Source organism: Bradyrhizobium sp. 142 (assembly GCF_023074015.1).
In the GTDB taxonomy this organism is placed as follows: domain Bacteria; phylum Pseudomonadota; class Alphaproteobacteria; order Rhizobiales; family Xanthobacteraceae; genus Bradyrhizobium.
This window is the reverse complement of the sequence record NZ_JADPKQ010000294.1, coordinates 16,221-31,137: the sequence shown is the minus strand read 5'-3', so window position 1 is coordinate 31,137 and position 14,917 is coordinate 16,221. Positions and strand designations below refer to the sequence as shown.

Sequence of the window (14,917 nt, the reverse complement as noted above, 5' to 3'; positions counted from 1 at the left end):
GCTTAATTCCCCACGGCGGCCAGCAGGCTCTGCAACATTTCGTCGACGGTCGAGATGATCTTCGACGACGCCGAATAGGTGCGCTCGACCTGAAGCATCAAGGACATCTCGTCGTCCATGTTGACGCCGCTGACGTTCGACAGCGCGGCGGTGCTGCGGTCGAGTAGCGTTTTCTGGTAGGTGACGTTGGAGTCCGCGGCCTTACGCTGGTTTTCGATCCAGCTCGTCGACGACGACGCGAAGTCGATCAAGCTGCCGCTCGGCTTGCCTTGCGTGGTTGCATCGAACGGCTGTGACGCATCCATGCCACCGATGAGCTGCTGCAGCCGGGCCGAGTAGCCGGCGTTGCCGGCGGTGTTGTACTGGTATGCGACGTTGCCGCTGATCGCGCCGTCGCGCAGCAGATCGGGATTGCCGCCCTGCGCCGGATCGACCGACGCCGCAACACTGATCAGGCCGGCAAGGCCGACTGAGACGGTGGCGCTCGCCGGTATCGCCGGCGCGCCGGGATAGGTGAAGAGGCCGGGCACATCGGGCAGCGACGCGCCGGACTGATCACTCTCCTTGAAGGTATCGATCAGGCCGCGCGCGATTTCGTCGAGCTGGCTCTGATAGATCACGGTGTCCTGATCACGCAGCTGAGCGAGGCCCGCGAGCTTGCCTGATTTCAGCGGCATCACCGAATTGGCACCGGTCACCGGCACGCCGTCGATGTAGACAGCATTGCCCGTAGTGCCGGCGGTGTAGGCATTGGTCGGCGCAAAGCTCACCGTCCGCGCCGTCTTGTCGAACAGAACCACACCGCTGTCGGCATAAAGCGCCGCGTCGCCGTTGGGACGGATCGACATCGTGACGCCGAGCTCCTGCGACAGCTGGGAGACGATGCTGTCGCGCTGGTCGAGGTAGTCGGTGATGTCGTCGCCGGAGATCGTGCCCTTCATGATCGCGGTGTTCACGGTCTGGAATTGGGAGAGCAACTGATTGATGTTCTGAACCGACGTTTTCATGTCGGCATCGGCGCCCTCACGGACCGACTGCACGGTCTGGGTCGCCTGGTTGAGCGCGATCGCCATGTCCTTGGCGGACGTGACCGCCGCCTGCGCCAGCGTGGTATTGTCCGGGGCGTTGGCATATTGCTGGAGCGCCTGCTTCAGCTTGTTGAGCTGGGCGGTGGGCGACTGGTCGAGCTCCGGATCGTCCACCGTGGCCGATGCGATCTTCTGGAGACCGTCAAATATCGTGCTCTGCTTGGCCGACGACGAGGTCGCGATCAGGACGTTGTTGTAGAGACCCGAGCTGGCGGCACGCTGGATCGCTGCGACGTAGACACCGGCATTGGGCAGGTTGTCCAGCACGGCAATCTTGCGCGAATAACCGGTGGCGCTGGCACCGGCGATGTTGCGCGAGATGGTCGAGGACTGGATGCCCGACGCCATGAGCGAGGCGCGGGCGGAGTCGAGAGCGGCGGTAAGGGACATGGCTTGCTCTTGCCCGGGATGAACGCTTGGGGATTCAGCGCTTCAGGTTGACGACGACGTCGAGCAGATCGGCGCCTGTCTGGAACGATTTCGAGTTCGCGGTGAAGCCGCGCTGCGCCTCGATCATGCCAGTGAGCTCGTCCGCGAGATCGACATTGGAGTCCTCCAGCGCGCCCGACTTGATGGTTCCGAGACCGCTCTTGCCGGCGACATCGACCTGCACGGTTCCCGAATCCAGGTTCGGAGAATAGACGTTGCCGACTTCGGGCGTCAGACGATCCGGGCTCGGCACGTTGGCGAGCGCGATCTGGAAGCTTGGAAGCTGCGTGCCATTCTTGAGGACCGCGCTTACCACCCCTTTGTCGTCGATGTTGACCTTCTCGACCGCAGACGGCGCGTTGCCGTCGACCGTCGCCTTGAAGTCGAAGCTCGAGGCGACCTGCGTCATGGCCGAGAGGTCCATCGTGAAGGGGAAGGTCGAACCGCCGGAACTGGGAACGTTGAATGAAAGCGACTTCGTGCTCGCTGCAGCCAGAGCGCCCTTGCCGACCGACGTCGTGTCAAAGGTGAACGTGGTACTGGGGCCGGTTGGTGCAAGCAGTGCTCCTCCCTGGTAGACCTGGATATCCCAGGTATCCGTCGCGGTCTGGGCAAGATAGACGTCAAGCGTCACGGCACTGCCAATATTGTCGTAGGTCACCATTGACGTCTTCGACGTATAGTTGGTCGGGCTGGCCGGCGCCGCAAGGTTGGTGGGGCTTGGAGCCAGATTGGCGGCGACAGTTGCCTTGGTCGAGGCCGAGGCCTGCAGCGCCATTTGGTTGACATTGATCACCTGAAGGCCGCCGAAGCCATTGGCTGAGACGTTCGGCACGGCGCCGTTTTGGATGTTGTAACCCATCAGCTGGAAGCCGGCCGTGTTGACGAGGTTACCCGTGCTGTCGGGCACGAAGGCTCCGGCGCGCGTCAGGAAGTTGTTGCCGTTCGGGTCCTGCACGACGAAGAAGCCGTTGCCCTGGACGGCGAGATCGGTCGTCGAGGTCGTGAACTGGAGATGTCCCGCGTCGCTGATGGCGTAGCGGACGGTTGTCTCGACGGCACCGGAATCGTAATTGCCGGAGCCACTCTTCAGGATCAGCGAGGAGAACTCGGTCGAAGCCCGCTTGTAGCCGGTCGTGTTGACGTTCGCGATGTTGTCCGAGACGGTCGACAGCTTGTTGGACTGCGCGGACATCCCGGAAACGCCGGTGCGCATAACACCATACAGGCTCATGAATAGGACTCCTTCGGTAGGTTGCAATTACAATGGTGGTTCTTGCTTGCGCGAGGCTGATGATAAGGAACGATGCACAACTTCATGTCGTCTGCGCCTGGCAGAACGAGCGCGCCTTGTCGGTCCACGCGCCGAAGCCGCTTGAGACAAGATGCGCGACGATGTGGCAGACATAGCGCTTCTGCGCCGACTGGTTGTTGGGGCCCGCATTGTAGCGGGCCACCGCCATGGTCCAGCTGCCCTCGCGCTGCTTCAGCTCCTTCAGGAAGCGCGCCGCGTAATCGACATTCCTGACCGGATCGAACATCGCCTGCACCGAAGCGAACTTGTCGCCATGGTAGTAGTGGTTGATCTGCATGCAGCCGAGGTCGATGAGCTTGATGCCCTTAGCTCGCATCGCTTCGAAATTCGCGATCGCGTCCCCCATGTCCTTGGCGAACACCGTCTGTCCCTCCGCGCCGAGCGCGTAAGGATAGAGCGCACCGCGACGCCCGGTTTCGGTCAGGCCAACCGCATAGAGAATGCCGAGTGGAATCCCGTGCTGCCGTGAGGCGCGCGCCATCTCGCGCTCGCAGGGGCGTGCGCCGTCGGTGGCGGCCTGCGCGGCGCCGGCGTTACAGATAAACAGGGCCGCGACGAAGATGCGGCGCCACGTCCTGGTCATGACGCGTCTCCTGATTGGGTTGGCGCTCTTGCCGCGCTTGCTTGGCTCCGCCGTCCGATTGCCCGGGCGACGTGCTCGCGCCGTCGAACGTCCCTTGCGACTGCGGCGATTGGTGTTGCTGGCCAGAGAGCTGCGGCTGCGACTGGCCGGAGCCAGACTGGAATCCGTCCAGCGAGCCGTGCTGGACAGGTGCGACCTCGGCGACATAGCCCGCCGACTGCATGAGCTCGCGGATCGAGTCGCGTTGCTGGTCCAGCATCTGGCTGGTGTCCTTGCGCTCGGCCGCGAGGTGGACGGAGACCTCCGTGCCGACGAGACGAAGCCGAACGGTGACGTTGCCCAGCGCCGGCGGCTCGAGATTGATCGTAAGAATCCTCAGCGGCTGATCGGGTACGTTGGCCAGGGGCGCGGCGAGATCGGGCGCAGCGGATGCCGCCGGTTGAGGCGAACCCTTCAGCTCCGACACCACCGCGTTCGCGACCTGTTGGGTCGCACTGAACTGCGCCGGCGGCAGATGCGTCTCCTGCTGAACCACGGTGACCTTGGTCGCTTCGGGCAACGCGTCCCGCCCCGACACCTTCGCGGCGCGCTCCACATTGGCCGTGACGGTTTCGAAACTGGGCGTGGTGGGCATTGCTTTCGGCGAGGCATCGCTGCCCTCCTGCGCCGCCGCCGGTTGCGGAGCCGCGACCTGCGGACGCGAGCCGGATGGAACGGTGGGAGCGACATCGCCCGCCGCCCCCTTCGTCATGCTCACGCTCTGAACGTCGCGCTTCGCCAAGGACTGTCGTTCGTCCCGCGCAGCGGCATCTTTCTTGTCGCCCGCTGGCGGTTGTATCTGGGGCTTCATGGCCGGCATGGCGGCGAGGTCCTGCCCGATGATCATGGGAATGCTCGATCGGCTTTGGATGTCGGCCTTCACGGCCTGGTCGACCGGACTCTGGTCTTCCAACGATTTGGACTCCTCGACTGCCTCGGTGCGCTCGCGCGCCGCATCGTCCTTCGGCTTGCCCTTCTCGGTCGGATGCGCGAGATGCGTGCGCAGCGCTCCGGCTTTCACGGTCGCGTCGCCGCCTTCATCGTTGAGCGCCCGCTTCGCAAGGTTCGAGACGGTGTGGAGCAGATCGTTAAACGCCGCGTCTCCGGAGGATTTCCCCCCGGCATTCTTGCCGGCGCGCGACGTCCCGCGCACGCCGAGGCTTTCGGCGAGACCAGAGAAAAGCTGCGCGGAGGTTCCGTTGAGCTTGGTCATGGTCGTCGGTCCTTGGTGAGGAGTTCCAGTTCGCCGAGTTGCTTGCGGCCGCGCGCAAGCGTCGTGGTCGACGACGCGAGATCAAGGCGCGCTGGCGTAGGCGCAGACTTATCGGCCGTGGCACCGGCTGACGCGCCCGCGATCGGCTTGCGGACATCGAGCGCGAGCTGGACCGTTGCATTCAGAAGCGGAATGTCGCGCTCCGGCAGCTTTGACCGGTCAAGCGCCTTCAGCTCAGCGAGCCCGCCGTCATATTCGTCGGTGAGCGCGCGCGAGACGCCGCGGAATAAATGCGCACGCTCGCGATCCGCCGTGGCATCAGCGCTGAGCGCCAGCGCCCGCTCCCCTGCGAGCCGGGTCACGGCCAGTCGCCCGCGGAGCATCGCGGCGCGGGCAATCACGAGATAGAGCTTGAGGCGGCTGGCGCGATCGATCTGCTCCAGCAGGGTGCCGATCCGCGCGAAGCGACGGTCGTCGAGGGCCACGCTCGATTGCGTCAGGCCCGAGGAGAAGCGCTGCCAGAAATCGCCGGCATAGATGGAGTTGCGGTAATGGCGGATATAGGCCAGCGTCAGGAACTCGAACTTGTCGAAGTCCTCGGCCTGCCCGACCAACAGGATCTCGCGCCGTAGCGCCGCCTCCTCTACCAGCGTCCCCGGCAGGAGCAGGCGGGCGTCGTCCAGACGCTCGATCGCGAGCGATGCCTCGGATCGCGCGAACAGCGCGCCCTGGACCAGTGCGACCTGCCCGCCCAGGCCCGATGGAATCGTGCGCGGCTTGACGTCCTTGAGCAGTTCGCGGGCTTCGTCCTGGCGACCCTCGACATAGGCCAGCGCGCCATTGAGCAGCCGTTCATCGACGTTCAGCTTGTCGCGCGGCAGCTTGCGGACGATCTGGGGCGCGCCGCCGCTGAGTAGATAGATGACGACAGCCTGGCCGTTCTGCGGATTGCTCCAGACGCTCGCATCGGCTGCGAGAAACTTTTCGCCGATCTGCCTGATCAGCGCGATGTGGCTGCCATGAGCAGCCGTGTCGCCATTGGCGATTCCGTCCTGCACCGCCTGCAACGAACGGACGAGCTCATAGGGTTCGACCGATGCCGGCCCAGGCTCGGCGATTGCGCGTGCCGCGGTGAGCGGCAATACCAGCAGGACGGCGCTAAGCAGCAGCCTGATCAAGAACGCTTCTCCCGGATCAGGATCTCGATGCGGCGGTTCTGCGCGGCGGCGGGATCGTTCGGGAGTTTCGGCCGACGGTCGGCGTAGCCTTCGACATGCTCGATCCGCTGCGCATCGACGCCGGAGCGGACCAGCATGTAGTAAGCCATCTGCGCACGAGCGGTCGACAGCCGCCAATTGTCGTACGTCTCCGACCGGTACGGCCGATTGTCGGTGTGGCCGCGGACGATGATTGGGCCCTGGCGCTTGGTCAACAGCGGCCCGATCTTGTCAATCACACGGATCAGCTCGGGGCGCGGCTCGGCTGAGCCGACCGCGAACATTCCGAAGCTCGCATCATCGGTCAGGCTGATCAGAAGACCTTCCTCGACCTGACGAACCTCGGCCACCGGTCCGGCGCCGGCCTTGATGTCCGACAGCGCGTCGGCGATCGCGGCCTGAAGCTGCTTGACGGTCGGCTGCTGCGCCTGGGCGGCTTCGCGCGGATCGGCGTCCTTCGCGGTATCGGCGGGTCGCGGCGGCGCCGTGGCGTTGGCAGGCGTGTTGGCTTGTGTGTTGGCTTGTGTGTTGGCTTGGGCGCCGGGCTGAGCGTTCGCCTGGGCGCTGCCTTCGCGCGAAGACTGCGACGGCGCGGGTCCGGGCGGCAGCAGCGGGGACATGCTTGCGGACGACGCGTCTGGGTTCGGAGCCACGCTTCCGCCGGCATCGTCCGATTTTGCACGGCGCGCCTGCGGCTCGCCCTGGCCTGTACCTGCCGGGTTGTCGCGCGCGGAAGTATTCGGCTTCGGCTCGTTCTCGATGATGGGATCGGCATCCTTGGAAGCTTGCGGAGCAAGCTTCCAATAGCCCGGGTCGAACGGATCGCGATAAGCGTCGCCACCTTTCAGACCGTCTTCTTCCGCGGACGTCAGGGCGCCGGCGCGCCGCTGGCCCGAGGCCTGGTTCGCGCTATTGGCGATCTCGGCAAGCGTGGCGTAGGGATCGCGAAACAGGACCTTCTCTTCGTAGAACGGCGGCTTCTCCGCCGTCGGCGAGTCGCCGCGGCGCTCCTCGCTCGGCCCGCCCGGCTGACGCTTTCCGTCCTGGCCTTCGAATGAAGACGGCTCCTTCTTGCTCAGGTCTTTGAGGCCCTTGGGAGCGGGCGCGTTTTCTGCGAGCTTGATCGGGTTGAAATAGCTCGCGACCACCTGCTTCTGGTCCTGGTTGAGCGCGTTAATCAGCCACATGACCAGGAAGAATGCCATCATCGCGGTCATGAAGTCCGCATAGGCGATCTTCCAAACGCCACCGTGCGCCTTCTCGTCGTCGAAGGCGCTGCGCCGGCGGATGATCACGAGCTCTTGCTTGACCTCATTCATGGCGAACTACCGGCGCGCCTCCTTCAGGCGTTCGGCCCAAATCGAGATCTGCGTCTCGATCACGGTCTGGTCGGCGACGACGCGAACCTCGAAAGTGTCAGCGGCCTCGTATTCGAGGCCCGTTCGCCGGGCCGTATCGAGCTGCGCCCGCACGAGATCGAGCAACTCGCCCGGACCGGTGATCTTGAACACCGGCACCGGCGAACAACCAGTCAGCGCAGCAATCTGTTCGACCAGGGACCCGATCGCCTTGTCACGCACGGCATCGGCGAGAAACGGCAGCAGGATCCGCGCAACGGAGCTTGCGATATTGGTTTCGATCTCGCGGCAGGCGGACTCGAAACCGTTGACGACCGCGACCGCCTGCTGGTCGGACCATTTGGCCCGCTCTTCGCCGAGCCGGATGGCGCTACGGACGCGCTCTTCGGCGAGCTTGGCGTCGCCTTCCGCAAGACCGGCGGCATAGCCGCGGCGATGGGCATCGTCGAGAAGATTGGCCGGCGGGGTTTCCGCCTTGGACGCCGGAGGCGGTGACTGAGGCTGCGGCGGCTGCGGTTGAGCCTGGGGCTGAGGCTGAGGCTCGCGCCGGACCTCCTTCGGTCTTGCCGCCGGCTCCTGGGCCTTCGGCGGCGGAAGCGGCTGCGACTTGACCCGACCGTTCGCGTCGAACTGCGTCAGGAGTTTTCCGATTGCCGCGTTCATGCCGCTTCCTCCCGTCGCATCCAGTCTTTAAGGATCGCGGCCGCCTGCGCCTGGTCGAGGCGGACGATCTGCTCCAGCCGCTTCTGCGGCGTTCGCTGCATCTTGCCTTCGAGGTCTTCGACGAGGTTGAGCTCAGCCAGATCGCTTTCCGGCAGTGCGAGGGCTGCGGCGGCCTCGAGCTCGGCAGCCTCCGCGGCCTCGGTCTGCTCCTGCTGCGCTCGGTGGGTCAGGATGCCGTTGACCGCGGGTCGCAGGCCAAACCAGACCAGCATCGAGGCGACGGCCAGGATCGTCACCGCGTTGATGACGCTGCCGAGCTGCTTGTTGATCATCTCGACGAAGCTGATCGGAGGCACCGGCGCCAGCTCGCGTGAGCCCTCGATGAAGTCGACGGCCGTCACCTGGATCTGGTCGCCACGCTGCTTGTCCAGTCCGCCGGCGGTCGCCGCGAGCTGGCTGATCTCGGCGAGCTTGCTGTCGACGATGGCCTGGTTGCTCTTGTCGCCGAGATCGGCGACAAGCCGCGTGCGGTTGACCAGCACGGCGATGAAGAGCTTCTTGACTGAATAGCCATCGCTCACAGTCGTCGTGGTCTTGGATGAGACCTCGAAATTGGTGACGTCCTCTCGGCGCTGCTTGTCTTCGCTGGAGTTCTTGGTGCCGCCGGCATTCACCTGCTGGTCCGGAAGATTTTGCTGCACCGTCGTCGGCTGCGAGCGATCCGCGTTCTGCGACGTCTCCTTCTCGCGGACGTTCCGGACCGATCGCTCGGCGCGGCTCTCCGGATCGTAGACGGTCTCGTTGGTCTGCCGCTTGTCGGTCGAGAGTTGCGGGGCGACGCTCACCTCGAAATTGTCCAGGCCCAGATACGGCGTCAGCGCCTTTCGGATATTCTCCTGCACCATCCCGCCAACCGTCTTCTGCAGGCTCGCCATCTTGGTAGGCGCGGCGCTGGCCTCATCCTCTTCGGCCAGCAGCATGGATCCGTCGGCATCCAGCACCGTCACCTTGTCGCGGGTCATGCCGGGGATGGCGGCCGCGACGAGATGGCGGATCGACTGCGCCGTGCGTGCTTCGATCGCACCGTCGGTACGCAGCACGACCGATGCCGACGGCGGCTGCTGCGTGGCGCGGAACGAGCCGCGCACAGGCATGACGATGTGCACCCGCGCCGCCTTGACCCCCTTCATCAATTGAACGGTGCGGGCGATTTCGCCTTCGAGCGCACGGAGCTTGGTGACCTCCTGCATGAACGAGGTCAGGCCGAGCGAGCCGATCTTGTCGAACAGCTCGTAGCCGGAATTGGCGCTGGTCGGCAACCCCTTCTCGGCGAGCAGCATCCGCGCCTGCATGGTCTGGCTGGGGCGCACCGAAACGGCGTCGCCGGCCGCACTGACGTCGAAGGTGATGTTCTGCTCGCGCAGCGCGGCGCCGATGCGGGTCACGTCTTCACGGCTGAGGCCGGTATAGAGCGATTCGAATTCCGGCCGGCTCAGATAATAGGCGCCTCCGACGACGGTGACGAGAACGGCAAAGCCGATCAGTCCCAGGGCCATCAGGCGTCGCGGCCCGAGTTCCAGCAGATTGTTGAGCAGCTGCTGTAGCTGCGCGCGGCTGAGCATAAGACCTCGTACCAATGCGAACGTAGATGACACTCCGCTGCGAACCTTGTCTGGAGGTTGCGTGAGGACACGAACGTGTCGGTTCGCCTTCGAGGCGTTGCAATTTTACAAGAAGCTTGGGCAGCGCAATCGGTTCAATGTCAACATGCAGGCGACTGGGCGCATGGCACGCGATCGGCTGCGGCGTGTTGCATGAAGGCTGGCGTCAGAAGTCGCTTGCGGGCACGCTTCGTGCCACTACATCCGCCGATCACGGCGGGGGACCGTGCTCCCTGGGGAGCACGGTCATTTCGGACTCGCCGCTTAGTTACGGAACAGCGACAGGATGCTCTGGCTGTTCTGGTTGGCGATCGAGAGCGCCTGAACGCCGAGCTGCTGCTGGGTCTGGAGCGCCTGGAGGCGGGTGGATTCCGCGTTCATGTCGGCGTCGACGAGCTGACCGACACCACGGTCCACGGAGTCCATCAGGGTCTTGACGAAGTCCGTGTTGGTCGAGATGCGGTTCTTGACGGCGCCGAGATCGGCGGCGGCCGAGGCCACCGAGTTGATCGCGGCCGTGACCTGGGCGATGAAGCCATCGATGGTGGTCTGGTCAGCAGCCGAGTCGGTCAGCGCGGAGATGCTGATCGTGTCGACCGACGCAGTGCCGCTTACCGTGTCCAGGATGCCGGTCTGGGTGCTGGTATAGAGCGAATAGTTGGCGATCGTCAGAGTGATGGACCCGATGGTGGGCGTGCCACCGACACGAGAGAACGACGACACCAGGTTGAAGGTCGCCGGCGTGGTCGCAGTCGCGCTCAGCCAGTTCACCCCGTTGAAGGTCGCCGCGTTTGCGGTGCCCTTCATTTGCTGCTGGATCTGGGTGATGTCCGCCTGGATCTTGGTGCGATCGATACCGGCGGTCTTGGCTTCGACCAGCAGCGCCTGGAGCTTGGTCAGGCCGCCGGTTTTATCGCCGACAACTGCGGTCAGAGCGGTATATTCGGTGTCGACGGTCGCAGCCGACAGACCGAGCGAGTCGGAGACGGCGGAGAGCGCGGCGTTGTCGGCGCGCATCGAGGTCGCGATCGACCAGTAGGCAGCGTTATCCGAGGCGGTCGAGACGCGCTGGCCGGTCGAGATCCGGTTTTCGGTCGTCTGCAAGCTGGCGCTGACGTTCCGGAGGGTCTGCAGCGCGGTCATTGCTGCGGAGTTGGTGAGGAGGCTAGAACCCATTTTGATGTCCCTTTGAAGATTGAATTGAGTTTGGGGACATACCGGGCTTGCACCGGTACGACAGGGCGGCGTCATGCCTTTGTGCCCGCGAAAATTCGCTTTGAGGGCCCAACCTGTCGTAGCGGCGATGGTAGAAGTTGAAGCTTGTGCGAGGCTTGTGGCTCTGTGCCCTGGTTGCAACAGAGCAGCCGAGATCATGGCGTGCGGGCGGCGTCACGCCAAATAAAAGGGCCGCGCTTCGCGAGAAGCGCGGCCCTCCCCGGATGGTTTGAAGCTTAGCGGAACAGCGACAGGATGCTCTGGCTGCTGTTGTTGGCGATCGAGAGCGCCTGGACGCCGAGCTGCTGTTGGACCTGGAGGGCCGCCAGGCGGGTGGACTCCTGGTTCATGTCGGCGTCGACGAGCTGGCCGATACCGCGATCAACCGAGTCCATCAGCGACTTCACGAAGTCCGTGTTGGTCGAGATGCGGGTCTTGACGGCGCCGAGGTCAGCGGCGGCCGAGGCTACCGAGTTGATCGCGCCGGTGACCTGCGCGATGAAGCCGTCGAGCGTGGTCTGGTCAGCCGCCGAGTCGGTCAGCGCGCCGATGTTGATCGTGTCGACCGACGCAGTGCCGCTCACCGTGTCCAGGAAGCCCGTCTGGGTGCTCGAATAGAGCGAATAGTTGGCGACGGTGAGGCTGATCGAGCCGGTGGTCGGCGTGGCGCCGACACGTGAGTACGACGATACCAGGTTGACTGTCGTCGGCGTGGTGGCGGTCGTGCTCAGCCAGTTCACACCGTTGAAGGTCGCCGCATTGGCGGTGCTCTTCATCTGCTGTTGGATCTGGGTGACGTCTGCCTGGATCTTGGTGCGGTCGATACCGGCGGTCTTGGCTTCGACCAGCAAAGCCTGGAGCTTGGTCAGGCCGGAGTCCTTGTCGCCGATAACCGTGGTCAGAGCGGTGTACTGCGTGTCGACCGTCGCAGCCGACAGACCGAGCGAGTCGGAGACCGCGGAGAGCGCGGCGTTGTCGGCGCGCATCGACGTCGCGATCGACCAATAGGCGGCGTTGTCGGAAGCGGTAGCCACGCGCTGGCCGGTCGAGATCCGGTTCTGCGTGGTGGAGAGTTGCGAGCTGACAGACCGCAGGGTCTGGAGCGCGGTCATAGCGGTCGAGTTCGTGAGAAGGCTTGACATTGCGAATGTCCCTTTATGTACGCGTTACATTTTCATCAGGGGACATACCGGGCTTTCACCGGTACGGAAGGGCGGCATCATGCCTTTGGACTGATAGGGGTGGGGTCCAACCCGCCGTGCCGCATTGCTAACACGCCGAATCTTGCGCCCAGATTAAGATCGGCTTGAATTCCGCTGCAATATCATATGGTTAATATTAGTTTTTGCTAACCATAACCAGCCGACCGGCCGACCATTGCGGCGCTCAGGAGAACGACCTCACCAGTCCGGAGGCCAGCAGATTCCAGCCGTCGATCAGCACGAAGAACAGCATCTTGAACGGCAGTGCGAGGATGGTCGGCGGCATCATCATCATGCCCATCGACATCGTCAGCGTCGCCACGATCAGGTCGATGACGAGGAACGGCAGGATGATCAGGAATCCGATCTCGAACGAGCGCCGGAGTTCGGAGATCATGAAGGCCGGAATGATGACGCGCATGTCGATGCGCTTGTCGTCGAGCTTCTTGCGGAAACTCTCCGCGGCGAGCGCCTCGAAGGTCTGGAGATCCTTGTTGCGGACATGGGCCAGCATGAACTCGCGGAACGGATCGGTGATCTTCAGATAGGCCTCTTCCTCCGAAATCTCGTTCTTCATCAGCGGCTGGACGCCGGTTTCCCAGGCGCGATCGAAGGTCGGCGCCATGACATAGAAGGTCATGAACAGAGCGAGGCTGATCAGCACCAGATTGGCCGGCGTGGTCTGCAGGCCGAGACCGGCGCGCAGGAACGACAACGCGACGGCAAATCGCGTGAAGCTGGTCACCATGATGAGCAGCCCCGGCGCCACCGACAGCACCGTGATCAGCGCCATCAACTGGATGATCCGGCCGCTGGTCGAACCGTTTCCCGGCGGCAGCAGCGAGTTGAGGTCCGGCATCTGGGCGAGCGCCACCTCGGGCAGGACGACCAGAATTAACGCGAGCAGCAGGACTCTCACCCTCACTGGATCACCAATGTCTCAATAATCAATTCGCGCACCTTGCCTGAAGATCGGACATTGGCGCGTTCGGACAGATCGTCGCGCAGATGCTGAAGCCCGCGCGATCCTTCGAACTGGGCGACGGAGGCCGACCGCAGATAGACGACGATGTCTTCGCTGATATGGGCGGCGAGAATGCCGGCGTCCTCGTCGCTCATGCTGTCGGTCACCATGGAGGCTTCGACGCGCGCCCAGTTGTTGGCCGGGGCGGCGAGATTGGTCACGATCGGAGACAGCTTCCTCAGCCGCGCGCTGCCGGCGTAGCTCGAGGCAACGGGTGGCGGCGTCGGGCTCTTCTTCGCGTCGGCGACACGCTCGGCGGCCGCAAACAAATGCAGGCCGGCTAACGCGCCCGCACCGATCGCGACCAGCGTCAGGACCACAATGGCGGCGATCAGGCGCATGGCGCTCCCTGCCCCCGCGACGCGGCGTCGAATCCTTGAACCTCAGAACGGCGCAACGGCGTCATAGATCCGATGTCCCCATCCAGGCTGCTGCACGTCCGACAGATTTCCGCGACCGCCATACGAGACGCGCGCCTCGGCGATCTTCTCGTAGGAGATCGTGTTGGTTCGCGAAATATCGCGCGGGCGCACGATGCCGCCGACGTTGAGCACGCGCAGCTCCGTATTGACGCCAAACTCCTGCGAACCGCTGATCATCATATTGCCGTTCGGCAATACGTCGGTGACGATCGCGGCGATCGAGAGCTTGATGTCCTCGGTACGATCGATCTGGCCGTTGCCCTTGATCTGGGTGTTGGTGCTGAGGTTGGCGTTGGTCTGGCCCTTGTCTTGCCATCCCGCGACGTCCATCAACCAGTCCAGCCCGAACTTGATCTGCGAATCGCGCGAGCGGCCCGTCTTGTTGTCGAGCTTGGCCTTGTCTTGCATCGAGATGATCACCGTCACGACGTCACCAACGCGGCGGGCGCGGGGATCGCGGTAGAGGTCGGTGCCGTCGTCCCAGGTGGAGCGATAGCTGACGGGCGTGCGCATGCGGGGCGTCACCGGAATCGGGTCGGCCTGCGTCCTCAGGCCGCTGCCAACGGGCGACAATTTCGGACCGGTCAGGAGTTCGGCCGGATCATGCGAGCAACCGGCCAGCAACATGAGCAACAGGATGAGGATCGGCTTCTTCATCTACCTGGTCTTTCCGTCATCCACACGACGCATTCCGCCAAGCAGATCGGCGAGATGCGCCGCGCGTGCCGTATCCATCTCGTTGAAGATTGCGCTCGAGCTCCTCGGGCTGAGCTTGGCGAGCACGGCCGCGGCGGTCTCGTCCGCCATCCCGGCGATCTGGGTGGCCGCGGCGTCCGGCTTCATGCGCGAATAAATCTCGACGACGCTCGCTTCGGCCTTCTTGAGGAAGTCGTCGCGCAGCGCCATCCACTTCTCGTATTCGGCCCGCTTGGCCTCGACCTCGGCGATCCGCTCACGGAGCTGGCTCTCGGCCTTCTCCAGCTCCTTGAGCTGCCAGGCCAGCCTTGCATCGACGGCAGGGTCGGCCACGTTGCTGCAGAACAGGGCGACCTCATTGTCCGCGGGCACGGCGGCCTGCGGCGGTGCAGGCTTCGGCGGCGCCGTGACGCTGGCGGGCTTGGCCGGGCGTGCGGGCGCGGGTGCCGGCACCGGCGTGGCTGTCTCGGGAGCTGGCACTGCACCGGTGATCGCGGGTCCTGAGTCTTCGGCCGCCCAGGCCGTCGCCCGCACCGCCGCAGCGTCGCTCGGGAACGACGTGACGTTACGGGGCTTTTGAGGTCCCGGCGCCCGCGCGCGCGCGAAGGAGAGTAGGTTGAGCGGCTTCGAGGGCGTCGCCTCGTCCAGCGCCAGCGCAGGCGATGCGCATCCGAGCGCAGACACCGCGACCAGGAGAAGGAGTTTGGCTTTGTGATCCAGCTTCAGCATCGGGCCGCGTGCGATTCTCGGTCAAGTCCTGAGCATTGAGCGACCAAGCTTGCACGACGCTTG

Annotated in this window: 14 protein-coding genes; all 14 read right to left on the bottom strand. The window is 64.3% G+C overall.

All coding sequences use genetic code 11. The features are described from left to right. Positions 1-2 precede the first annotated feature (2 nt). Positions 3-1,478, bottom strand: coding sequence for a flagellar hook-associated protein FlgK (gene flgK / locus IVA82_RS25950; protein ID WP_247389713.1), 1,476 nt, complete (start codon positions 1,476-1,478; stop codon positions 3-5). A gap of 34 nt (positions 1,479-1,512) precedes the next feature. Further along, complete coding sequence (locus tag IVA82_RS25945; RefSeq protein ID WP_247389712.1) at positions 1,513-2,751, bottom strand: flagellar hook protein FlgE; 1,239 nt, start codon at positions 2,749-2,751, stop codon at positions 1,513-1,515. A gap of 82 nt (positions 2,752-2,833) precedes the next feature. Then, positions 2,834-3,415: a transglycosylase SLT domain-containing protein gene (locus tag IVA82_RS25940; protein WP_247389711.1), complete on the bottom strand. Its 582-nt coding sequence runs from the start codon at positions 3,413-3,415 to the stop codon at positions 2,834-2,836. After that, complete coding sequence (locus IVA82_RS25935) at positions 3,366-4,667, bottom strand: flagellar hook-length control protein FliK (RefSeq protein ID WP_247389710.1); 1,302 nt, start codon at positions 4,665-4,667, stop codon at positions 3,366-3,368. Before IVA82_RS25935 ends, IVA82_RS25940 begins: the two co-directional genes overlap by 50 nt. After that, on the bottom strand, positions 4,664-5,845 hold the full coding sequence (locus IVA82_RS25930; protein WP_247389709.1) for a chemotaxis protein: 1,182 nt from the start codon (positions 5,843-5,845) through the stop codon (positions 4,664-4,666). The genes IVA82_RS25935 and IVA82_RS25930 overlap by 4 nt, the downstream gene beginning before the upstream one ends. Continuing rightward, positions 5,842-7,203 carry a MotB family protein gene (locus IVA82_RS25925; protein ID WP_247389708.1) on the bottom strand — a complete coding sequence of 454 codons (1,362 nt, stop codon included), beginning with the start codon at positions 7,201-7,203 and terminating at the stop codon, positions 5,842-5,844. The genes IVA82_RS25930 and IVA82_RS25925 overlap by 4 nt, the downstream gene beginning before the upstream one ends. A 6-nt stretch (positions 7,204-7,209) precedes the next feature. Next, positions 7,210-7,905, bottom strand: coding sequence for a hypothetical protein (locus IVA82_RS25920; protein ID WP_247389707.1), 696 nt, complete (start codon positions 7,903-7,905; stop codon positions 7,210-7,212). Then, positions 7,902-9,527 (bottom strand): flagellar basal-body MS-ring/collar protein FliF, encoded by a 1,626-nt coding sequence (gene fliF / locus IVA82_RS25915; RefSeq protein ID WP_247389706.1) that lies wholly within the window; start codon positions 9,525-9,527, stop codon positions 7,902-7,904. The genes IVA82_RS25920 and fliF overlap by 4 nt, the downstream gene beginning before the upstream one ends. Positions 9,528-9,830: 303 nt before the next feature. Next, positions 9,831-10,742 carry a flagellin gene (locus IVA82_RS25910; RefSeq protein WP_247389705.1) on the bottom strand — a complete coding sequence of 304 codons (912 nt, stop codon included), beginning with the start codon at positions 10,740-10,742 and terminating at the stop codon, positions 9,831-9,833. A gap of 275 nt (positions 10,743-11,017) precedes the next feature. Then, positions 11,018-11,923 carry a flagellin gene (locus tag IVA82_RS25905; RefSeq protein ID WP_247389704.1) on the bottom strand — a complete coding sequence of 302 codons (906 nt, stop codon included), beginning with the start codon at positions 11,921-11,923 and terminating at the stop codon, positions 11,018-11,020. A 244-nt stretch (positions 11,924-12,167) separates the two neighbouring features. Next, positions 12,168-12,908, bottom strand: coding sequence for a flagellar type III secretion system pore protein FliP (fliP, locus tag IVA82_RS25900; protein ID WP_247389703.1), 741 nt, complete (start codon positions 12,906-12,908; stop codon positions 12,168-12,170). Next, complete coding sequence (locus IVA82_RS25895; protein ID WP_247389702.1) at positions 12,905-13,348, bottom strand: flagellar basal body-associated FliL family protein; 444 nt, start codon at positions 13,346-13,348, stop codon at positions 12,905-12,907. The genes fliP and IVA82_RS25895 overlap by 4 nt, the downstream gene beginning before the upstream one ends. Positions 13,349-13,390: 42 nt before the next feature. Beyond that, positions 13,391-14,086 (bottom strand): flagellar basal body L-ring protein FlgH, encoded by a 696-nt coding sequence (gene flgH, locus IVA82_RS25890; protein WP_247389701.1) that lies wholly within the window; start codon positions 14,084-14,086, stop codon positions 13,391-13,393. After that, positions 14,087-14,854, bottom strand: coding sequence for a MotE family protein (locus tag IVA82_RS25885; protein ID WP_247389700.1), 768 nt, complete (start codon positions 14,852-14,854; stop codon positions 14,087-14,089). Between the last annotated feature and the right edge of the window lie 63 nt (positions 14,855-14,917).